The following is a 22,850-nucleotide window of genomic DNA, read 5'->3' on the forward strand; positions in this document are numbered from 1 at the left end:
AGGTGTAATGAAGAAATTGACACAGGCAGTTTTTGAGGAACGTCGCGCAATCCTCGCAGGGGAAATCGGTTTACGCAGTATCGCTATTATCGCGACCAGTCCGGTAGCCATGCGTAACCGTGATGCAGATTATAAATACCGTGCAGACAGTAGTTTCTTCTATTTAACCGGATTCGCGGAACCTGAAGCTGTGGCTGTGATTGAAACCTTTGACACTGAAGAAGAAGGCTATAGCTACAGTTTGTTCTGTCGTGAACGCAACCGTGAAATGGAAATCTGGAATGGCTACCGCGCGGGTATTGATGGGGCTATTCAGGATTATGATGCAGATGAAGCCTATGCGATTGATTTGCTGGATGAAGAAATCTTAGAAAAGTTACAAAATAAAGATCAGTTATTTTATCGCATTGGACAGCATGCAGAGTTTGATGCGCGTGTCGCCAAATGGATTGCAACTGCAAGTGGTGAAAGCCGTCGTGGTACTTCTGCGCCAGCGCAAGTAATTCAGCTGGATCGTATTGTTGATGAAATGCGTCTGCATAAAGATGCAAATGAAATTGAATTGATGCAGATTGCTTCCGATATTTCTGCTGATGCACATACTCAAGCGATGCTAGCAGTACGCCCGGGCATGATGGAATATGCACTGGAAGCTGAGCTGAATTATATCTTTGGCAAAAATGGCGGTGTTCCGGCCTACAACAGTATTGTCGGTGGCGGTGAGAATGCCTGCATCCTGCATTATGTAGAAAATGACAAAGAACTGAAAGATGGCGATTTGGTCCTGATTGATGCTGCGGCTGAATATCAGCTTTATGCTTCAGACATTACCCGTACCTTTCCAGTGAATGGTAAATTTAGCCCGGAACAGAAAGCTTTATATAATGTAGTGCTGGATGCTCAAATTGCTGCAATTAATGCTGTGCAAATTGGTAACTCGTATAAAGAACCACATAATGTTGCAGTGCGCATCCTAGTGCAAGGTTTGCTCGATCTTGGCTTGATGCAGGGGAATATTGACGACATTATAGAAAAAGAAGCTTTCCGCCAGTTCTACATGCATGGTACCGGACACTGGCTCGGTATGGATGTGCATGATGTCGGTGCTTATAAGGTGGACGGTGAATGGCGCTCGTATGAAGAGGGTATGGTCGTGACCGTTGAGCCGGGTCTTTATATCGCGCCTGATGATGAAACAGTAGATGCTAAATGGCGTGGAATTGGCATTAGGATTGAAGATGATGTGGTGACCACTGCAAATGGCCCGCTAGTTTTAACCGCGAAAGTCGTCAAAACGGTAGAAGAGATTGAGGCATTAATGGCGAAAGCGTGCGCTGCTTAATTTGAGAAAAAATACAGCAAGCCGGTCGCAAGATCGGCTTTTTTTATGACATTTCTATGCCGTTTCAAACAAGAATTCCTAGCTATATCGCATCGATCAAAAAGTGATTTAGCTTACGTTTATATCGAACAAGTCAAATAAAACTCACCTAAGTAAAATTTACAGCTTAAAAATTGACAGGAAGTCAACACAGAAAATCCGTTTTTAGCATCAAAGCTACATATTAAATGCGCTGAGATTCTCATACTTTCTCTGATCCTTAAATAAACTTAAATAACAGCAGGAGAACACTTATGAGATTAAATACGATTGACTGGATTGCTTATGCTTTAACAATCATTGGTGGCATTAATTGGGGTTTAATTGGTGCATTCGATTTTAATTTGGTCGCTGCAATCTTTGGTGATATGAGCGCCTTATCTCGAATTGTTTATGTATTGGTTGGTTTGTCGGCATTGTACCTGATTTATACAGGAACGAAGTTGGGTAAAACAGTACACCACACAGATCATCATACCAATATTATGCGTTAAGCTAATCTTCTTGGGCGAGTTTCTTGCAAGGTAGGATTCATGTCTTCGAGTAACTTGCCGAGAGGATAGAAATAGTGTGGAAGATGAAGAAACCTCGGTAGATTTCCGGGGTTTTTTATTAGGTGTTTATACGTTATTAATAGAACCATCCCCAGATCTACAACAATGCCTAGCTAAAGATTTTGATGATCACTATCATACAAATAAGATTAGATTGTACATGGTTGGATAAATTTTTTTAAAATATCTGTTAGCTCAAAGATCGAGTTATATTTATACAATTATCTTAAAATAAGAAAAGAATAGTGATTGTAAATGGGCCTCCTGCTACTGAAAGTGAATATCAGCTCATTTATAAATGGCTTGATTCACAATTTTATCATTCAGGATCTACGAGCATCAGTATGTATTCAAAATTGTGCGAAGCGAGTAGATCGAGTTATACCAATTTGACTAGGTTTGCGATCGAATCGTATAAGTGCCAAATGAAATTACAACATTCCGTTTTTTAATGCTGAGTTGATAAAAGTGAGTATAAATATTTTAGTTGCTGAATTAAAGACAACTCGGTTGGAGTTAAGAGTATATAAAGTTGGAGATGAATTTTCATTATTCTAAGAGTATTGTGGCGACGTTGAAGCATCAAAATACTTACAACGACAGATGCATACAACAGTCGGTCAAACTCAGCAGATGTTACAGAAATGGGCGTTAAGCTATTGGCAGCAACCGAGTGACGGATTTTCATGGGTGATTGCTGAGCGAAAAAGTCATCTGGCAATCGGGTTACTAACGATCATTCAACAGCAAAATAACAGCCTTGAAGTTCATTTCGGACTTGGTCCTCGATTTCAGGGTCAGGGCTATATGCTTGAGGCGATGAAAGCGGTGATTCAGTATTTTAAACAATATCTTACACTTAAATCACTGGATACTTTCTGCGATGCAGAACATATACAGGCACACCAAGTGCTGTTAAAGACAGGGTTTGAAATCGTTGAACGGATCAATGCTTATACTCTATTGCCGAAGTTAGGTAATGAAAAGCGTGATGTCTTGATTTTTCAATATAGGCTGGATCATCATGAAGAAAACTAAATAAAACGAATCATTATAAAAATTTAAAGCCTTGAGGTAAGATAAAACCAGTATACGTTTTATGTAATTCGCCATAGATGCGAATAAACAGATAAGGAAGTAAGCATGCAACAAGAAGTCATCATTGTCGGTGGTGGGATGGTCGGCTTAAGCCTCGCATTGATGTTGGCGAAAACCAATATTGCAGTCAAACTGTTGGAAGCCATCAAATATCCAGATTATGATGATGAAAATCTTGCGCCCTATCATTCCAGTTTTGATGCACGTAACAGTGCCTTGTCACGCCGTAGCGTGCAGATTTATCAGGAACTTGGACTTTGGAATGCCTTGCAAGAACATGCTACCCCAATTCTGGAAGTGAATATTACCGAACAAGGCAGCTTTGGTAAGGCCCGACTGAAAGCCGAGCAGGAAAAAGTCGAAAGCTTTGGTCAGGTCATTGAAAATGCCTGGCTCGGTCGTGTACTGCTGACCCAAGTCAAAAAAGAGCCATTAATTGAACTGATTGATGGTGTTCAAGTGACATCCCTTATCCAAGATACAGACTTTGCTTATATCGAAGCTCAGCGTGGTGAATCGTCACTAAAATTACAGTCCAAACTGGTTATTGCCGCCGATGGGCGGGATTCTTTCTGCCGAAAAGCCTTGGGTATTGGCGCCTCAGAACATGACTATGATCAGGTGGCAATTGTGACCACAGTACAAACTTCGAAGCCACATGGTCATGTTGGTTTTGAACGTTTCAGCCATCTGGGCCCTTTGGCACTGTTGCCATTGCCGGGCGAATATCGTCGTTCAGTGGTCTGGCCAGTGAAAAAAGGTACTGAAGGAGAATGGTTGGGGGATGAAAATGACCAGCATTTTCTGGATGCCTTACAGGAAACGTATGGTGATCGTGCCGGAAAATTCCAGAAAACCGGAAAACGGTTCAGTTTTCCATTGTCTCAAGTGTTAGCCGAAAAACAGGCTGTTGGCCGTGTCGTATTGATGGGCAATGCTGCCCATACGATTCATCCGGTCGCTGGTCAGGGTTTTAACCTGTGTATGCGTGATGCGCATGTATTGGTGCGTTACCTGAAAGAACAGCAGGTACAAGGCGCAGACTTGGGCGATGCTGGAATATTACAAGACTATGAAAAATCTCGTCTCAGTGACCAGCAGCGTGTGATCAAGTTCTGTGATTCAGTGGTACGTGGCTTTAGTAACCAGAATCCATTTTTAAAGCTGATGCGTAATACAGGTTTAATCGCTTTTGATACGATTCCTGGCATCAAGCCACTCGTTGCAAATTATGCCATGGGGTTAAAAGCATGAGCTTAAATCAAACTAACGAAATATTAGACGTCGTCATTATTGGTGGTGGGCTAGTTGGTGGACTTACAGCGCTTCTGTTAGCTCAAGGTGGTGTGCAGCCTACAGTTCTGGATGCAGCGCCAATTCTGGATGCAGATAAAACTTTGCGTGTGGCCAATCCGCGTGTTTTGGCTTTAAGTCAGGCAACCATTCACCTGTTAAAAACGGTGGGTGTCTGGGAAAATTTAGTACGCCAGCAGCCTTATACTGGTATGCAGGTGTGGAATAAAAATGGCTATGGTGAAATTAATTTTGGCCAGTCTTCAGAAAAAACACCATCGGTAGAGCAGGCTTTAGGCTCGATGGTGGAGCCCAGTATTCTGAATCTGGCCATTCAGCAAAAGATGCTTGAAGATGTTCAAGATTATAGAACACAGGTCAAAGTTAGCCGCATCGAACGTGGAGTCGGTGTGTGGATCATTCATCTGGCTGATGGTACACAACTCCAAACTAAACTGGTGATCGGCGCAGATGGGGCCAATTCCTTTGTCCGTGAGCAAGCTTTCATCGATATTGATGTACTGGACTATAAACAGGCGGGCATCAGTTGTGCCATTAAAACTGCACAGCCTCATCAGCATATGGCACGTCAGATTTTTCTCGAAACCGGTCCATTGGCTTTTCTACCTATGGCCAGCCTTAATCCGGAAGAGCAGGGACACTGGCAATCGATTGTCTGGACCTTGCCAGAGGATTATGCCGAAGAATATGCAGCGTTGTCAGATGCTGAGTTTACCCAGCTATTAACCCGTGAAAGCCAGCATATGCTGGGTGAAGTATTGCAGGCGACACCACGTGCCACTTTCCCTTTAAAAGCCCGCGCCGCCCAGCAATACGTTCAAGATGGTTTAGCACTGATTGGAGATGCCGCACATGTCATTCATCCACTAGCAGGTCAAGGGGTGAATATTGGCTGTCTGGATGCTGCCGTGCTTTGTGATGTTTTGCTGCATGATCAGGCGCGTGGCGTATGGGCACATGAGCAGACCCTAAAACGCTATGAGCATCGCCGTAAGGGCCAGAACGATGCCATGATGCACAGCATGTCTGCGATTGGCTGGATGGAAACCACATTATTCTTCCCGATGGTTTGGGCACGCAATTTCGGCCTGAAACAGGTAGAAAATCAGCCCATGTTGAAAGATGCATTTATGGCGCAAGCCAATGGTCTGGGTTTACTTAAAGACACACGCTACGCAGCTTAAGACAGAAATGTAAATTTTTTAAACAAACACCAATAAAGAGTAACGATTTTGTTTAAAAAAGATACGATTTTTTGATGTTTGGTACTAGGCGAAGGTCGAAGAGATTGCTAAATTTCACTTAATTCGATACCTGACTTGGAATACCAAGCGAGGGCCATTTTTGGGGAGATGCAAATGACAGACATGAATGATTATGATGACGACGTTGAAGATTCAATTGTTGACGATGATGAAGCAAAAGCCGCTGAAAAAGGCGCGGTCGATAGCACAGAGGTCGTCAGTGATACCGATCTTGTAGAAGCTGAAACTTTGACCGTCACTGCAAAGCTGAAAAAGCGTCAAGCACTTGAAGACGAGATTGCGGCTTTCCTTGCCAGTGGTGGTCGTATTGTTGAAGTGCCGGCAGATGAATCAGTAGCCAAAGAATAAGTTATTGATTAACTTGTTTCTTATAAAAAACACCACATTCAATGTGGTGTTTTTTTTTGCAAATCCAAACGTAATAGAAAATCTAAAGCAATTAGTCGTTTGCCGAAGTCAGTTCTAAAGCACGTTGATAAGCGACTTTCTTTTTGATTCCGGTTAAATCTGCCGCCAGTTGTGAAGCAGCTTTGACCGAAAGGTCCTGTAATAGGCGATTCAATAATTTATCCAGCTTTTCCTGATCCAGATCTTTTTCTTCGGTGGCACCGCCAATCACCAGAACAATTTCGCCTTTTTGCTGATTGTGATCATTGCTAATGAATTCGACCAGCTCACCCAAGGTCATTTTCTTGATAGTTTCAAAAGTCTTGGTGATTTCTCGCGCAAAACCGACCGGGCGATCTGCTCCGAAAACGCTGGCCATATCTTTAACAGACTCCAGAATCCGGTGCGGTGCTTCATAGAAAATTAAAGTCTGGGTTTCATCTTTCAGTTTTTCCAGATTCAGCAGGCGCTGACTTTGTCTGGATGGCAGAAAACCTTCAAAGCTGAAGCGGTCACTCGGCAAGCCAACAGCACTTAAGGCAGCAATAGCCGCACAAGCACCAGGTACAGGAATCACGCGAATATTATGCGCTTGTGCAGCACGGACAAATTTAAAGCCAGGGTCGCTAATCAGGGGAGTGCCAGCATCACTGATCAGGGCCATATCTTCGCCATTCAGCAGGCGCTGGATCAGCTGATCAATCTTGTTGCTTTCATTATGCTCATGGCAAGCGGTCAGAGGTGTTTGAATATTAAAGTGTTTAAGCAATTGTGCTGAAGTTCGTGTATCCTCGGCAGCAATAAGACTCACCGACTTTAACACCTGAAGTGCACGATAACTAATATCATCTAAGTGCCCGATTGGAGTCGCAACAACAAATAACTGAGCACTCATAGGTTTCTCCATGTGGAATAAATTGAATAATAAAAAATGGAAGATTAAAAATAAAATATTGGGCTTGTGTTTAGTCAGCTACATCAGCAGCGTACAAGCAGAAGTGCTGATCATTCTACCCGAATCCGAGCCTTTGGCGCGAGCTGCATCGAGTATCAAACAGGGTTTTCTCAGTGCTTATGCTACTTCCGGGCAGAAAGTTCCATTAAAATGGGTCAATTCCAATCAGAAAAATATCTCCCAGCTACTGAAACAGCATGTCAATAAAAAGACCAAAATGGTGGTGGGTCCATTGGCACGTAGCGATGTGGAACAACTACTCAAGAGCAAACCTAAAGTACGTACCCTCAGCCTGAATGATGTAGCAGGGTCATCACCCCAAGTCTGGCAATTCAGCCTGTCCAAAAAAGAAGATGCCGCTGCCTTAAAAACCTTATTGCACAAAGATGGAATTCAACAGCTGCTGATTTTACGCCAGCCGGGCAGTGAAGCCGAGCATGAACTGTTGCTGATGTCATTGTTCAGTCAAAGTGATCTGAAATTCAAGATCGTGAACAAGGCCCCCATTTTTTTAATACCAAAACAAGGGCTGTTATACCTCGGCAATGCAGAAGGGCTGGCTGCCATACCTGAATTAAGCCATAAACGGATGTATACCGTGGCCAATGCGATCAGCGAGCAGCATAGACCCCCGAAAGGGATCAAGTTCTGTGATGTTCCGGTACTTTATCTGGCTGACTGGCCAGATGTTGTACAGGCCTATGCTAAAGAACCGGTGGATATGTCCTATCAGCGGCTGATTGCCTTCGGGGGAGATGCCTGGCAGATTACCCAGCAGTACCTGTCACAACCGCATTTGCAGCATATTGAATTTCAGGGTAGAACTGGCCGGATTGAAATCACGGACCACAGTATTCAGCGTAGTCCACAATGTTTTCAGTATAGTGGCACAGGCGTCAAGCTACTATGAGCGAAAGAGGAATGCTACGACAGCAATTAGGTGCATGGGCGGAGCAGCAAGCGGCCCAATTGATGCAAAACCATGGATTTCAGTTCCTGGCAGCCAATTATCACAGTCGCTATGGCGAGCTGGATCTGATTCTGGTGCGTGATCAGGAACTGGTCTTTGTGGAAGTCAAAGCACGTGCGCAAACCCGATATGCGCAAGCGATCGAGTCGATTTCCAGAGCAAAACAGGTAAAGATGCTCAAGACGGCAATGTGCTTTATTCAGAAAAATCCACAATTTGCACACTATTACTATCGTTTTGACGTGATTTGTTTTGATTTTAAACAGCAATTTGCAAAAACCATACAGCATGACTTTTCGCAATACCCTTATGATCTGGAATGGATTGAAAATGCTTTTACTTTTGATCAAGAGTTTATTAACCTTTGAACAAAATAAGGTCTAAAGATGCTTATATTTGCTTCAAGATCATTGTAAAGTTCAAGCAGAATTGACATGATCTGAGCTTGAAAACAGATTATTAGATTGAAAAAGACGTAATAAAATGAAGGAGTCTTGCTGAGTGGTTAAGCGTATTGCAATAACAATGCTGTGTGTCGCAAGTTTATCAGGTTGTGCAAGTTTTATTTCCAGCGGCACAGGTACGGCTCCTGTCGGAACTGAAAGTGGGGCGCGTACCTTGGGGCAGGTATTTATTGATTCCTCAATTGTCCGTACTGCAAAAATTAATCTTTATAAATTGGATTCGCGCTTTAAGCAGGCCCGGGTCAATATTGAAAGTTTCCATGGCAATGTCTTGTTGACCGGTCAGGTGCCGGATGCCCATTTAAAGCAACTGGCTGAAGATAATGTCAAATCCATGAGTGATGTCAAAGCGGTACATAATTTTATTACTGTCGGCAATCAGATCAGCTATAGCACCATCATGCAGGATACTGCGGTGACTGCAAATACCCGTGGCTTGATCATGAAAGCGACTGTGGTAGCGGATAGTAAAGTGCATGTGCATACTGAAGATGGCGTACTGTATGTGATGGGTCGTTTAAATGGTGCCGAGATTGCTGACCTGAATCAGGTGTTACAACAGGTGGGTAATGTCACTAAAATTGTGACCCTAATTGATAATGTGGAGCAATATTCAAGTCTGGCTAATCAAAACTTTGCCGCACCGGCATATGCGCAGCCGGGTATTGAACAGACGCCAGTGGCGATTGATCCTGATACGGTTGAACCGACCTATGAACCATAAGGTCGGCCAGTTTAAAACCCAACTCTCACAGCGTATTTTGCAGTTTCAACAGCACTATCAAGATTTCCGGTTATACGATTTTGGTAGTTATGCTTTAAATCGTTTAACTCCGAAACAAGGTTACACAGTCGAAACCCAATTGGCCTATGGCCAGAAATCCCGACAACGCTTTGACCTGTTTCGGAGTCAGCAGCCTTTGCCTCATCGTCCACTCATTGTTTTTGTACATGGTGGTGCCTGGTTGCATGGCGATAAAAAGGATTATCAGTTTATTGGCGAGTCCTTTGCTAAAGAAGGTTATGATGTAGTGGTGATGAATTATCATCTGGCGCCACAGCATATTTTTCCCACCTATATTCATGATCTGCATCTGTTGCTGAATCATTTGCAGCAGTCAGCTGGACAGTTGCAGATCTGTGCAGAAAATCTGGTCTTGATGGGACATTCTGCCGGGGCCTTCAATGTGATGTCTGCCTTGTATCATCCGCAATCTGCCAGTATTGATCACAGTCAAATCCGGGCGATTATTGGTCTGGCGGGGCCTTATCATTTTGATTACAAAAATGATCCGATCTGTGCCGATGCATTTGATCAGGCGGTGCCTTATCAGCAGGTGATGCCTTATTATTTTGTTAAAAATAGCTCAATCCGGCATTATCTGTTTATTGCCGAAAAAGACAAGATTGTTGGGCATTTCAATAGCCAGGATTTGGACCGCGTACTGAAAGAGAAGGGCAATCATAGCCATCTGATTCAAATTCCGAAACTTGGTCATATTGCGATTGTGGGTTCACTCTCCAGTTTGTTTAGCCGGTTTTTCCAGACCAAGGCACAGGTGCTTTGGGCGCTCGAGGATGCATTTAAATCCTGATACTGATATGTTAGTTTAACCAAGCACTAGATAAAAAAGAATCCAGTGGATGATCTCCCCTGGATTCTTTTTTTGAGCCGTTGGGCTAAATCTTTCAAATACAGATTTACAGCCAGGTCTTGGTGTCGTCTGCGACGGGCGTACCTTGAGTCACATGCATGATCATGGCATGGGCAATACTGCCTTTAAACGGAATTTCAGGCAGCTGATCGAATTTAAAGAATTGCGCATCGCTAATTTCTTCTTCCTGCAGCTGTAGCTCACCGCAAGCATATTCTGCCTTGAAGGCAATCATCAGATTGCTGGGGAAAGGCCAGGGCTGGCTGGCCAGATACTGAATATTCTTGAGTTGTAAGCCAACTTCTTCTAGCGTTTCACGACGTACTGCATCTTCCAGCGTTTCACCCACTTCAACGAAACCGGCAATCAGTCCATACATCTGGCTTTTAGTATTACGTGCATTTTTGGCCAGCAGAATCTCGTCTTCACCTTTGGTAATAACAGTAATAACGCAAGGCTGTACCCGTGGATACTGACGGTAGTTGCAGGATGGGCAGACCATGGCATATTCAACAGCATGCGCTTCAGTCGCTGTGCCGCAATGACTGCAAAATTTATGGTTACGACGCCATTCTAAAAGCTGTACCGCACGACTGGCCTGTTCAAATTGCTGGGTATTCCAGAACTGTAACAGCTGACGGATGGGAACCAGTTGTAAGCCTGCAGGAATAGGCTCATCGGGAAGGAGATCACGGGCAATCACTTGATCACCCGTGTGGAGTAGCAAATCACTTGCTAAGGCTTCAACCCGTGGAAGTTGAAAGTGTTGATCGACCAGCAGTTGCTGTTGTTGAAAAATATAAGCAAGTGATAATTTGGACATTAGGCAACTATTTTGAGTTTCTCACTACTGTCCAATGCTACCTGAAACATCGCCTGTAATACAGGCTGTTTGTTCTTTAAGTTATCAATCATCATGTCGGCACTGGCCAGGGTGTCTAAAGCACGATGAATTTCTTCCGGACTTAATGCAATCGACAGATCAATACGGTTCTTGATGAATTCTGCAGTGGTGGTGAATGCAGTACGAACATGTTCTGCATTCAGGAACAGCATCGCGCCGCCAATCTCGCAAAACTGTACTGGAACAGGTTCGAGTGCAGTCAAGTCATGATCTTGCAGGTAATTGCTGAGAATCTGGCTGGAAAGCTCAATTAGAGCCTTGGTTTCAGTGAGTAAAGCAGCGTGTGCTTCATCCAGACGGTCCAGAGAAATATTCATGTTGTTGACACGCAGCTGCAAGCGGCTAGAAGTGTGATGACGTTCCAGTACCCCAATCGAGTTCATCGCAGACAGAATGACATTCATCAACTGCTGGGCAAAGCTGGCATCCTGCATCATCTCCGGCTGGCTCAGTGAAGCGGCCTGACGGGTCAGGTCATGATAGGCTTCATTCAGGTTCAATACCTTGAAGATATTCGCCAGATTATTCAGTTGTGCCTGCAGTTCCTGAGTCTTTTCAGGCGTCATGTTCTGATAGTTGAACTCGATGTCATTACGAATTTGCGCCATTTCCGTGGTCACCAATTCGCTGATGGTATGCATAGTTTCAAAGTCTGGGCCATACAGATGGCGACTGAAGACCTGTAATTGCATATCGGTCAGCAGGTCATCGCCCACATTGAGCTGGCTACGGATAGATTGCGCAGTTTCATCTTCCTGACTGATACACAGGCTGAGCACATTGGCCAGATCAGCCAGCGAAGCCTTGAAGCTGTCTGCTGAGCTAAAATATTGTGCCATGTTACGTTCAATGCCCACCAGTGTGCGTAGACGTGGCTCATTAATCAGCAGGTGCTCAATATTGTTCAACGCGACATAGACCAGATTCCAGTACTGCTTGCTGTCATGTTGTTCTGCAAGTCCTGCCAGATAAGCCCCCACCAGTTTGATGGCTTGCAAATCCAGTTCACTTTCTTCCTGATTGATCAGCTTGTTCAGTGACAGCTTATACAGGCGATGTACATATTGGGATTTTTCCAGACTTGGTGCCTGTGGCAACGAAAAATCAGGGGTGACGCAATCCAATAAACCTTCTACATGCTGGCCTTCAGTCGTCAGTGGCTTACCCAAAGCCAGTTCCAGACGGTTCAGGGTATCCAGCAAAAACTGTGGAATTTTCACTTCACGCAGACAGATAAATTCGATATAGCGTTTTAGCATAGTGGTGCCTTCACTCAAGGCGATCACTTCTTGAGTATTGACCTGCGCCGGATTCCCCATAATCTTGCGCATCAGTTCTGCTGAATATTGAGCGACTTTTGCCAGACTGGACATGTCGATGAGTGCCAGAACCTGGGCGCATTGTTCGAACTGATTTAATGCATCATCAATACCAAAAGGTAAAGTCTGGTCTTCTACCAAGGTGCTTACTGCTGATTCGACTAACTTGATCGAGTTATCAACCTCATTTTTTATTATCAGTAAAGCTGTTGGATCAAAATGTATAGAGGTTTGGTAAGACATGATCTGCACCTTTCCTGGAGTATTATCTATATATGAGCCCCACTTTAAACTACGGGGCCTCTTTGTATTTACTATAACTGAAGAACGATAGTTTTAAACCTAAAGTATCCCCGGAAATGTAGATTTTATTTCGCGAAAAGGCAAGCAGTTCCATGTTTTTCTTCGAATTGTTTGACCCAATTCTCATGTTCTTGCAGTTCCTGTTCTGACGGAAGAATTACCGGTAATTCAATTTCAACTCTGGCCATCCCTGAGCGGCTGTTCTGGTCTTCAGACTGAGACAGGGCATCGATATCAAAAGACACCTGTCCACCGGTCATCGCCAGATAAACATCCGACAGGATTTCCGCATCAAGCAAGGCACCGTGGAAAGTACGGTCGCGTTGTGGAATCTCGTAACGGCGCACTAAGGCATCTAGCGAGTTTTTCTGACCGGGATGCTTGGACTTGGCCAGTGCCAGGGTATCGGTGACGTCACAGACTTCGGAGAGCGTTTTAAAACCTGCGCGTTTGAATTCCATATCCAGAAAGTTCATATCGAAGGTCGCGTTATGCGCAATAATTTCCGCGCCGTGTAAATAGTCAAACAGCACTTGAGAAATTTCTTCAAACAGCGGTTTGTCTTGCAGGAATTCGTCGGTGATCCCGTGGACATTCACGGAATCGCCGACCGGTGTTTTCGGATTGATATAGATATGAATCGAGCTGCCGGTCAGTTTGCGGTTAATCATTTCCAGCGCGCCGACTTCAATAATCCGGTCACCATCCTGATAATAAAAACCGGTGGTTTCAGTATCCAGAATCAGCTGTCGTGGGCCATGCAGCTGTAACTTGGCCGGTGTAATGACAATTTGCGGATGTATCTCAGTCGAGGCAGATGCGTCTGAAGATGAAGCATCTTCATTGCTGTCCGTTGCTAAAACTTCAGTCTGTACAATTTCTTCAACAGTCACTTCGATGATTTCTTCCGGCAGGTCTTCCAGCTCTTCTTCACTCTCAGCCAGATCCAGACCGAAAGGATCATCTAGCAACCAGTCGGGTTCAGATTTTTTTTTATCTTCAGACATTGAAGGGCTTTGCTTGGATTTTTTCAGGGTTTCATCAGCACCCAGATTGGCCAGCTGATCGGCCATTTCATTGCCCGGATGTCCAGCATGACCTTTGACCCAGTGCCATTCAATATCGCGTCCTTGACAGACTTCATCGAGTTTTTGCCACAGATCCGGATTTTTGACGTCTTTCCAGTTTTTCTTTTTCCAGCCGTGAATCCATTCGGTAATGCCTTGTTTGACATACTTGGAATCGGTATAGATCACCAGTTTGTCTTGCTTGTCACAGAACAGAATCCCTTCAATCGCAGCCGTCAGTTCCATACGGTTATTGGTAGTATGGTCTTCACCGCCACAGATTTTGTGTTCTTGTTGGCCATTAACAATGTACGCACCCCAACCGCCTAAACCCGGGTTGCCGCGACAGGCGCCATCAACATAAAGTGTGATAGTGTGTGACATAGATGAAATCCGATCAAAATAGAACAAGCTGGAAGGCTTATTGTATAGCGCAAATGCAGTCGATCAATCTATATGTCCGGGATTTTTTAATTTCTTGTAACATTTAACGTGAAATCGCGGTAAATTATTGGCTTGAGTCTTCGACATGCTTCACTACAATGGCATATCTAAAAAATAAATTTATATACGAGTTGTTTGGATTTCTTTATGTATAAACCAACCGCAATTTTGTGGCAGCCGACATTACCTACATTTTTAAAATATTCTGTACTGGGAACTGCACTTGCTTCCCTAGGACTGACGGGCTGTTCATCTACACAAAGTGCGACCCAAACAGCATCAAGCAAGCAGGTTGGATCACAATATCTGGATGCCAGCAGTCTGGATGGACTGGAAGATTTACTCTCTGCAACGGATATGCGTGCAGTCGAAGGCGACCGTTTACAGATTCTGAAACATGGTGATGTCTGGAAACGCATGACCGTGGGTTTCAAGATGGACTTAAGTGTCTGGAATCCGCGGATTGATGCGCAGCGTGGCTGGTTTATTTCACGTCAGCCTTATCTGGATCGCTTAAGTGCGCGTGCATCACGTTATTTATATTACACAGTAAAAGAAGCAGAACGCCGTGGCATGCCGACCGAGTTGGCACTGTTACCGATTATTGAAAGTTCTTATGACCCGGCAGCGACCAGTAGTGCGGCGGCAGCAGGTTTATGGCAGTTTATTCCAAGTACCGGCCGCATTTATGGTCTAAAGCAGACTTCTTTATACGATGGTCGTCGTGATGTAGTGGAATCGACCCGTGCAGCCTATGAGTTTTTGGGCAGTCTGTATAACCAGTTTGGTTCTTGGGAATTGGCGCTCGCTTCCTATAATGCAGGCCCAGGCCGTATCCAGCAGGCGATTAACCGTAACAAAGCTGCAGGTCTGCCTACCGATTATTGGTCATTGAAATTGCCACAAGAAACTATGAGCTATGTGCCACGTTTTCTGGCAGTTGCACAGATTATTAAAAATCCAGGCAGTTATGGGGTGAGTTTGCCACCGATTGCCAACCGTCCGCATTTCCGTGAAGTGCCAGTGGGCGTTGCCAGTTTAAATGAAATTGCAGCCATCACTGGTCTAAGCCGTGCAGAACTGTATCAATTAAACCCGGGTCATCGTGGTGATCATATTGATCCTGCAAGTCCGCGCCGTATTCTGATTCCAGCTGACCTAAGTCCTTCAGTCGATGAGAAGCTGAAAAAATTATCCGGCTCAGGCGGTTTATGGGCGAGTAACACGAGCAGCCTGCCGCGAAATACGACGACAGTGGTGCCCACCAGAGCAGCACCGCCAGAATTAAATACGAAAACGATTACGCCTTCTAAACAGACTCCGCCAGCGGTTGTTAGTAATCAGCCTGCAACGACCGTTGCTAAAACAACGACTCCGGCTAAAGCTGCAAGTACGCCACCTGTCGTCACAGCAGCGGTAAGTACCGCGACAACGGCCAATACTGTAACGAAGACTACGAAAAAGATTTCGACGCCTAAAGGCTCATCTGCTTTAGCCAGTTTTGCGGCACAAAGTGATTTGCCAATTCCAAGTGCGCCGCGTATTCCGGTAGCTGTAACACCTGCAGCGCCAGCGAAACAAATTCAGGTCGAACCACCGATTTCTGCAGCTGAGCGTCAACAAGTTCAGCAGGCGGTCATCGCACAGGATATTCAGAAAACTGTAGATGAAATTCTGCAGCCTGTTGCAACACCGGCAGAACAGGCCGAAGTGGTTGAAGAGCTGAAAGCATTGGCGCCGGCTGGCACAGAAATTGTTGATCCTTATGACGGTAAAATCAAGCTGACTGCCATTCAAACCAGCCTGTCTGTGGCTGAGCAGCAAGGCAAAGAGCTCACCAAAGGCTTCTCTTATCCAAAAGAAGTTGCTGACAATACCACTGCGAACTCGGTTGAAGCCAAACTAAATCAGGGTAAAAATTACGTCAAGACCGATTCTGAAGTGGTGGTGGTCGCACCAAAAGGCAAACGCAGTACCTATAAGGTATTACCAGGTGATAATCTGGCAATGATTGCGGCCAAAAATGGGGTGAACTGGCGTGATGTAGCGAAATGGAACCAGATTGATCCAAATTCTCCGCTGTATGTGGGCACCACCATTTATCTGTATGATGCCAAACCGGTACAGGAAGCCAGCAAAGCCAAAGAAAAGCCGGAAACTTATGTGGTTCAGGCCAATGACTCTCTGACCAGCGTGGCGACCCAGTTTGGTTTCAGTGTAAAACAACTGGCTGATTTTAATGGCTTGAGCACCAATAGCGGTCTGTTTGTTGGGCAAAAGCTGTCATTAAAAGAAACAGGACAATCCAAAGCCAAAGTTGAAAACACGGAAAAAGCTGAAACCGCCAAGGTTCAGACCAAATCCTATACGGTGAAACGCGGTGAATATCTGAAACTGATTGCCGATCGTTACGGGTTTTCAAATGCTGAACTGGCTTCTTTGACGTCAGGTCTGACTGCTGGTAGCAGTCTGATGGTGGGTCAGAAAATCAATGTGCCACTTCAGGAAGTTGAAGGGCTAACGGCATCTAGCCAGAAAACTGAACAGAAGTTTGAAAATGTCAAAGTCGATCAGACTGCGACTGAAAACTATCAGGTCAAACGCGGTGAAACATTGTATAGCATTGCCAGTCAAAGCAAGCTGAGTGTCTCTGAACTGGCTGCACTGAATGGGTTGTCTGCCAGTAGTGGTTTACGTATAGGTCAGACCATCAAGATTCCAGCCGGAAGTCAGATCCCTGAAACCTATACGGTTCAATCGGGTGATACGCTGACCGGCATTGCCGCAAGATACAATCTGTCAATGGACCAGGTGGCGAGCCTGAATGGCATGTCACGTAATGCAGGTTTGCGAGTGGGGCAGCGTCTGAAATTGAGTGGTGAAGTCGCAGAACCGGTACGTGAAGTGGTCGCGGAAACTGCGGCCAAGAATACAAAATCGGATTCGCATGTGGTGAAATCAGGTGAAACCTTAAGCTCTATTGCGCGTCAGTATCATTTACAACTGAAATATCTGGCAGATCTAAACGGCCTGAATACCAATAGTACAGTGCGTATTGGCCAGCGCTTAAAAATTGAGGGTGACTTTCCGGCAGATAAAAAAGTTGAAGACGTGAAAGTGGCAGCTAAGCCTGTAGCTTCTAAGGCAACTGAATCCTATACGGTAAAATCAGGTGAATCCCTGAATACAATTGCCAGTCGTTTAGGCATAAGCGTGACCGACCTGGCTCAGTTAAATAATCTGAGCCCACGCGCAGGATTGCGTGTCAGTCAAACCATTCAGATTCCAAAACTGGTGACGGATTATAAGGTCAAACGCGGTGATACCTTAATCGGTTTGGCCTCACGTTATGGCGTGAACAGCAATGAACTGGCGGAAATGAATGATCTCAAACCGAATACACAATTGCGTATTGGTGATGTGATTAAAGTGCCGAATTAATGAATGGATCATGAGATTCGCGCATTTATTTAAAACTTTCAGGTTTATCTGGCTAGCCCCGCTGCTCGTAAGTAGCAGTTGGGCAGCCCTGATCACCACCCCATATATCGCGCTATATAACCAGCCGAAATATGCCCAGGCCAAATCCCTGCCTTATGCCAATCCGCAAGCAACGAAAGGCGGTACGCTGATTCTAGCAGCTGATGGCAGTTTCGATAATTTAAACAGCATGAATGGCAAGGGCAATGTCACTGAAGGGGGCAACTATATTTTTGACAGTTTGCTGTCCAAGTCACTGGATGAGCCCGGTGTGTACTATCCCTTGCTGGCGGAAAAAGTCAGTTTTGACCCCAAGAAAACCGCCTTTATTATTTTTCATTTAAATCCGAAAGCACGGTTTAGTAATGGCCAGCCGGTAACTGCACAAGATGTCAAATACAGTTTTGAACTGTTTCAGACCCAGTCCAATTTTGGCCTGCAGATGTATTTGGCTGATTTAAACCGGCTGGAAGTCCTGTCACCTTTACAGGTCAAAATGCATTTTAAATCCGGACATAATCCGGAAATGGCGATGATTGTCGCGCAGATGCCCATTTATTCTAAACAGGAATGGCAAAAGCGTAATTTTAAAGAATTGACGCTGAAACCGATGCTGGGTTCAGGGCCTTATGTCATTGAACACATAGATGCTGGACGTAGTATTAGCTACAAACGTAATCCGGGATACTGGGGAAAAGACTTGATGGTCAACCGCGGGCGTTATAATTTTGACCGGATCAAGTATCGTTATTATCGTAGTCCTGAAATCAAGTTCGAAGCTTTCAAGTCGGGCCAATTTACCTTGCATGAGGAAAAACAGGTCAACCGCTGGGTGAAAGACTACCAGTTTCCCGCCGTTCGGCAAGGACAGGTGCAGTGTTACCGCTTTCAGCATCACAACCCGATTCCGACCCATAGTCTGATATTCAATACCCGCCGTCAGCCTTTTGCCGATATCCGTTTCCGCCAAGCCTTGAGTTTTGCCTATGACTTTGAATGGCTGAATAAAGCCATGTTCTATGGTGAATATCAGCGCCTGAACAGCTTTTTTTCCAATAGCGAGCTTGCATCTCATAGACGGCCAAGTGTTCAAGAACTGCACATTTTGAAACCCCATTTAAAGCAGCTTGATCCGGTTCAACGTCAGGCGGTACTTGAGGACTGGAAATATCCTCAGTCAGATGCCTCCGGTTTTAACCGGAACAATCTGTTAAAGGCCCGTCAATTGCTATTAAAGGCAGGCTATCGTTATCAACAGGGGAAGTTGGTCAATGCTGCGGGTCAACCGGTACAGATTGAGTTCCTGTTACATCAGGCGGAACAGCAGCGTGATCTGATGCCATATCTACGTCATTTAAAACGCTTGGGCATTCAGGCCAGCATTCGTATGGTAGAAACCGCGCAATATTATGAACGGCTGCGGAATTATCAGTTTGATATGATTGTCGATACCATGCCGCAATCCCTGACACCGGGGCAGGAGCAGAAACAGTTCTGGGGCAGTCAGGCCGCCACGCAGCCAGGTAATTATAATTATGCCGGCATTCGAAATCCGGCCATTGATGCCGTCATTCAGCAGGTGACACAGGCTCAAAACCGTGAACAGCTGGTGAATAGTACCCGAGCATTAGACCGTTTACTGCGTGCAGGCTATTATCATATTCTGACTTATGGTACGGGTGAATACTGGTATGCTTACTGGAATATGTATCAGCAGCCGCAACGAAAACCTAAACTCTCCGCCGGGATTGATTACTGGTGGGTCGATGCAGAAAAGGCCAGACATGTGGCTGATTATTTCAAACAGCATTAAGCTCCAAGCCTATCAGGGAGTGCCATGAGCACTTATATTCTCAAACGTCTGTTGCTGATGATTCCAACCTTGCTGATCATTTTGCTGATCAATTTCATGGTGATCCAGCTGGCACCCGGTGGTCCGGTGGAGCAGGCGATTTATCAGGCGCAACAGGTCAATGGTTTGGCGCATACCGGATTGCAGTATCAGGGAAAGCAAGGCCTCACACCGGAGATGCTTGAGCAGATTAATATCCAGTACGGCTTTGACCAGCCGCTGCATATTCGATTTTGGGAAATGCTAACGCGTTATGCGCAGTTTGATCTGGGGCAGAGTTTTTTCAAAGACAAACCTGTGACTGAACTCATCTGGGAAAAATTGCCAGTATCGCTTTCTTTAGGCCTGTGGAGTACCTTGCTGATTTATCTGGTCTCCATTCCTTTAGGGATTAGAAAAGCCCGAAAACATGGCAGTCTGTTTGATCAGACTACCTCTCTAGTGTTGGCAGTAGGCTATGCCATTCCAGCCTTTATTTTTGCCATTTTACTCATCGTATTTTTTGCTGGTGGGTCTTATCAGCACTGGTTTCCCTTGCAGGGAATTCGCTCTGAAAATTTTGCTGAACTCTCATTCTTTGCGAAAATTCAGGATTATTTCTGGCATATGGCCTTGCCGCTGTTGGCCATGGTGCTTGGCGGATTTGCCAGTTTGACCTATCTGGTCAAATTTTCCTTTGTAGAAGAGCTGACTAAGCAATATGTCTTGGCTGCGCGGGCCAAAGGTTTAACTGAACATGCAGTGCTGTATCGGCATGTATTCCGGAATGCCATTTTAGTGCTTATCGCAGGTTTGCCTGAAGTTCTGATCGGGGTGTTTTTTGTGGGAAACCTGTTTATCGAGATTATCTTTAATCTGGATGGCTTGGGTGTTTTAGGCTTTGAGGCAATTATCCAGCGTGACTATCCGGTGATTTTTGGTACTTTGTTTATTTTCACCTTGCTCGGTCTGATACTGCGTTTACTCAGCGATTTGCTCTATCAACTGATTGATCCAAGAATTCATTTCAGTTCACGTCGAGGATCACAATAATGTCTTCCTTGATGCAAGTACGCTGGCAACGTTTTAAGCAGCATAAGCTGGGCTTTAGCTGCTTCATTATTTTCAGTGCTATTTTCATCATTTCCTTGGGTGCAGAACTGATTGCTAACGATAAACCCTTGCTGGTGAAATATGATCATGCTTTTTATCTGCCCATCCTGAAATCCTATCCGGAAACCACTTTTGGTGGGGTATTTGAGACAGAAGCAGAATATAAAGATCCTGCCGTACAGCAAGTGATTGCAGAAAAAGGCTGGGCGATCTGGCCCATCATTCCGTTTTCCTATCAAACGCCAAATTTTGAACTGGCTGAACCGGTGCCATCGCCCCCGAGTGCGCAAAACTGGCTGGGAACAGATGATCAGGGCCGTGATGTTCTGGCACGGATTCTATATGGTTTAAGGATTTCATTACTGTTTGGTTTTGCTCTGACTTTATTGTCTGCGGTGCTGGGAATTTTAGCAGGGGCAATTCAGGGTTATTATGGTGGATGGATTGACCTGATCGGGCAACGCATACTCGAAGTCTGGAGTGGTTTGCCGATGCTGTTTATGGTGATGGTACTGGTCAGTCTGTTTACCCCGAGTATTTACTGGCTATTTCTGATCATGCTGTTATTTGGCTGGACCACACTGGTGAGTATGGTGCGCGCTGAGTTTTTGCGCGCCAGAAATCTGGAATATGTCTGGGCAGTAAAAAGTATCGGGGCGGGGGATGGACGGATCATGTTCAAACATATTCTTCCCAATGTGATAGGTTCTAGCCTGTCACAGTTACCTTTTATACTAACCGCCAATATTACTGCACTGACAGCGCTGGATTTTTTAGGGTATGGTTTGCCACCCGATTCGGCATCCCTAGGGGAACTCTTGCTTCAGGCCAAAAACAACTTAAATGCGCCGTGGCTAGCATTGTCGGGATTCTTTAGTTTGGCCATTGTACTGAGTTTGCTGATCTATATGGGAGAAGCAGTACGGGATGCTTTTGATCCAAGAAACTAAATCACAAAAATCTTTAACCATGAAAAAATAAGCAGATAAAATTGTGTAAATTTGACAAGACTGATTGTCAATTGTTCTGGCTTACGTTATAAACGAGTACAAAATAAAAGTAACGTATCAGGACAGATCATGACTCAATTGGCCCATTCCATTCAAATTCGCAATACCACTTTCAAAAATCGCATCATCAAAGGTGCCATGAGTGAAGCACTGGCCAATGATGCCGGCCAACCCAATCAGGCGCATTTCAAGTTGTATGAAGCATGGGCCGAAGGTGGTTTGGGTTGTGCTATTACGGGTAATGTCATGGTGGATTATCGTGCTAAGAATGAACCGGGCGTCGTAGTGGTAGAAACAGAACGCGATCTGGCGCAGCTTAAAGTCTGGGCCGACGTAGGCAAACAGCATGGCATGGTACAATTGGTCCAGTTGTCGCATCCGGGCCGCCAGTGTCCTAAAGGTCTGAATAAAGAAACGGTTGCACCTTCGGCAGTATCCTTTAGTCCGGCTTTGGCCATGAGCTTTGGAACCCCACGGGAACTGCGCGAAGATGAAATCCTGGATATTATTCAGCGCTTTGCCACTTCGGCTGCCATCTGTGAAAAAGCAGGATTTGAGGGGGTGCAGTTGCATGGGGCACATGGTTATCTGATTAGCCAGTTTCTGTCACCGCTGACCAATAAGCGTCAGGATCAATGGGGTGGTAGTATTGAGAATCGTACCCGTTTCTTGCTGCAAACCTATCAGGCTGTTCGTGCTGCGACTTCGGAAAATTTTATTATTTCAGTCAAGCTGAATTCAGCTGATTTCCAGCGTGGCGGTATTAGCGAAGAAGATGTCATTTATGTCTTTAAGGCGATGGACGCTGCAGGCATTGATATCATTGAAGTGTCAGGTGGTAGCTATGAAGCACCTGCGATGGCCGGCGTGAAAGCAGACAAGCGCAAGGCCTCGACCATTGCTCGTGAAGCCTATTTCCTCGATTTTGCCGAAAAAATCCGTCAGGAAGTGAAGTGCCATATCATGGTCACTGGTGGATTCCGAACTGTTGAAGGCATGAATGCCGCGCTTGACAGTGGTGCTTGTGATTTTGTCGGGATTGCACGTCCCTTTGCGGTAGAACCTGACTTGGGCAATCGTCTGGTTGCAGGGCATGATGTACGTTATGCGGTTGAGAAAATTAAAACCGGTATTCCAATGGTCGACAAAATGGCGATTATGGAAATCATCTGGTATGCCGCGCAGTTTAAAGAAATTGCCAAAGGCAAGCAGCCTAATCCAAAGCTGTCACCACTAAAGGTCTTTTTGCAGTATCTGAAAGGCAATGTCAAAGCGGTGATCAAGGGACAATTAAACTCGCGAAAATCGGCTTAATCTTTATTAAAAAACCGGACAC

General features: G+C 45.1%; 19 protein-coding genes. 15 read left to right on the top strand and 4 right to left on the bottom strand.

Annotated features, from left to right (window positions below):
- Window positions 1–7 precede the first annotated feature (7 nt).
- The 6 genes from pepP to NI465_RS00875 all read left to right on the top strand — a co-directional run bounded on the left by pepP (window position 8) and on the right by NI465_RS00875 (window position 5,960).
- Window positions 8–1,342 (top strand): Xaa-Pro aminopeptidase, encoded by a 1,335-nt coding sequence (pepP, locus tag NI465_RS00850; RefSeq protein WP_253143920.1) that lies wholly within the window; start codon window positions 8–10, stop codon window positions 1,340–1,342.
- 293 nt (window positions 1,343–1,635) lie between these two features.
- Window positions 1,636–1,875, top strand: coding sequence for a DUF378 domain-containing protein (locus NI465_RS00855; RefSeq protein ID WP_253143923.1), 240 nt, complete (start codon window positions 1,636–1,638; stop codon window positions 1,873–1,875).
- Between the two features lie 663 nt (window positions 1,876–2,538).
- A complete protein-coding gene (locus NI465_RS00860; protein WP_253143925.1) occupies window positions 2,539–2,973 on the top strand; it encodes a GNAT family N-acetyltransferase in 435 nt (144 codons plus the stop codon).
- A gap of 105 nt (window positions 2,974–3,078) precedes the next feature.
- Window positions 3,079–4,287 carry a 2-octaprenyl-6-methoxyphenyl hydroxylase gene (gene ubiH / locus NI465_RS00865; RefSeq protein WP_253143926.1) on the top strand — a complete coding sequence of 403 codons (1,209 nt, stop codon included), beginning with the start codon at window positions 3,079–3,081 and terminating at the stop codon, window positions 4,285–4,287.
- Window positions 4,284–5,531: an FAD-dependent monooxygenase gene (locus NI465_RS00870; protein WP_253143928.1), complete on the top strand. Its 1,248-nt coding sequence runs from the start codon at window positions 4,284–4,286 to the stop codon at window positions 5,529–5,531. The genes ubiH and NI465_RS00870 overlap by 4 nt, the downstream gene beginning before the upstream one ends.
- 174 nt (window positions 5,532–5,705) lie before the next feature.
- Window positions 5,706–5,960 (top strand): hypothetical protein, encoded by a 255-nt coding sequence (locus NI465_RS00875; RefSeq protein WP_004646359.1) that lies wholly within the window; start codon window positions 5,706–5,708, stop codon window positions 5,958–5,960.
- Window positions 5,961–6,051: 91 nt separating this feature from the next.
- Here NI465_RS00875 and rsmI read toward each other — a convergent pair whose 3' ends face one another.
- On the bottom strand, window positions 6,052–6,894 hold the full coding sequence (rsmI, locus tag NI465_RS00880) for a 16S rRNA (cytidine(1402)-2'-O)-methyltransferase (protein WP_004279519.1): 843 nt from the start codon (window positions 6,892–6,894) through the stop codon (window positions 6,052–6,054).
- A gap of 10 nt (window positions 6,895–6,904) precedes the next feature.
- Between rsmI and NI465_RS00885 the strand changes: the two genes are divergently transcribed.
- The 4 genes from NI465_RS00885 to NI465_RS00900 all read left to right on the top strand — a co-directional run bounded on the left by NI465_RS00885 (window position 6,905) and on the right by NI465_RS00900 (window position 9,983).
- Window positions 6,905–7,864: a penicillin-binding protein activator gene (locus NI465_RS00885; RefSeq protein WP_253143930.1), complete on the top strand. Its 960-nt coding sequence runs from the start codon at window positions 6,905–6,907 to the stop codon at window positions 7,862–7,864.
- An 11-nt stretch (window positions 7,865–7,875) separates the two neighbouring features.
- Window positions 7,876–8,292 (top strand): YraN family protein, encoded by a 417-nt coding sequence (locus tag NI465_RS00890; protein WP_005107460.1) that lies wholly within the window; start codon window positions 7,876–7,878, stop codon window positions 8,290–8,292.
- A 133-nt stretch (window positions 8,293–8,425) separates the two neighbouring features.
- On the top strand, window positions 8,426–9,112 hold the full coding sequence (locus NI465_RS00895) for a BON domain-containing protein (RefSeq protein WP_004279522.1): 687 nt from the start codon (window positions 8,426–8,428) through the stop codon (window positions 9,110–9,112).
- A complete protein-coding gene (locus NI465_RS00900; protein WP_253143932.1) occupies window positions 9,102–9,983 on the top strand; it encodes an alpha/beta hydrolase in 882 nt (293 codons plus the stop codon). The genes NI465_RS00895 and NI465_RS00900 overlap by 11 nt, the downstream gene beginning before the upstream one ends.
- Before the next feature lie 106 nt (window positions 9,984–10,089).
- Here NI465_RS00900 and nudC read toward each other — a convergent pair whose 3' ends face one another.
- The 3 genes from nudC to dnaQ all read right to left on the bottom strand — a co-directional run bounded on the left by nudC (window position 10,090) and on the right by dnaQ (window position 14,020).
- Entirely contained in the window at window positions 10,090–10,866 is a 777-nt protein-coding gene (gene nudC, locus NI465_RS00905) for an NAD(+) diphosphatase (RefSeq protein WP_253143934.1), read from the bottom strand.
- Complete coding sequence (locus NI465_RS00910; protein WP_129716811.1) at window positions 10,866–12,509, bottom strand: chemotaxis protein; 1,644 nt, start codon at window positions 12,507–12,509, stop codon at window positions 10,866–10,868. The genes nudC and NI465_RS00910 overlap by 1 nt, the downstream gene beginning before the upstream one ends.
- A gap of 125 nt (window positions 12,510–12,634) precedes the next feature.
- Window positions 12,635–14,020 (bottom strand): DNA polymerase III subunit epsilon, encoded by a 1,386-nt coding sequence (gene dnaQ / locus NI465_RS00915; RefSeq protein WP_253143936.1) that lies wholly within the window; start codon window positions 14,018–14,020, stop codon window positions 12,635–12,637.
- A gap of 207 nt (window positions 14,021–14,227) precedes the next feature.
- On the opposite strand from dnaQ, the gene NI465_RS00920 reads away from it, so the two are divergent.
- The 5 genes from NI465_RS00920 (at window position 14,228) to NI465_RS00940 (ending at window position 22,828) form a co-directional block, all read left to right on the top strand.
- Entirely contained in the window at window positions 14,228–17,521 is a 3,294-nt protein-coding gene (locus NI465_RS00920) for a LysM peptidoglycan-binding domain-containing protein (protein WP_253143938.1), read from the top strand.
- 10 nt (window positions 17,522–17,531) lie between these two features.
- A complete protein-coding gene (locus NI465_RS00925) occupies window positions 17,532–19,373 on the top strand; it encodes an extracellular solute-binding protein (RefSeq protein ID WP_253143940.1) in 1,842 nt (613 codons plus the stop codon).
- Window positions 19,374–19,397: 24 nt separating this feature from the next.
- A complete protein-coding gene (yejB, locus tag NI465_RS00930; protein ID WP_253143942.1) occupies window positions 19,398–20,444 on the top strand; it encodes a microcin C ABC transporter permease YejB in 1,047 nt (348 codons plus the stop codon).
- Window positions 20,444–21,454, top strand: a complete 1,011-nt coding sequence (locus NI465_RS00935) for an ABC transporter permease (RefSeq protein WP_253143944.1) — start codon at window positions 20,444–20,446, stop codon at window positions 21,452–21,454. The genes yejB and NI465_RS00935 overlap by 1 nt, the downstream gene beginning before the upstream one ends.
- A gap of 129 nt (window positions 21,455–21,583) precedes the next feature.
- Window positions 21,584–22,828, top strand: a complete 1,245-nt coding sequence (locus NI465_RS00940; RefSeq protein WP_071851834.1) for an NADH:flavin oxidoreductase/NADH oxidase family protein — start codon at window positions 21,584–21,586, stop codon at window positions 22,826–22,828.
- The last annotated feature ends 22 nt before the right edge of the window (window positions 22,829–22,850 follow it).

This window comes from Acinetobacter lwoffii, assembly GCF_024129855.1.
GTDB classification, from domain to species: domain Bacteria; phylum Pseudomonadota; class Gammaproteobacteria; order Pseudomonadales; family Moraxellaceae; genus Acinetobacter; species Acinetobacter lwoffii_L.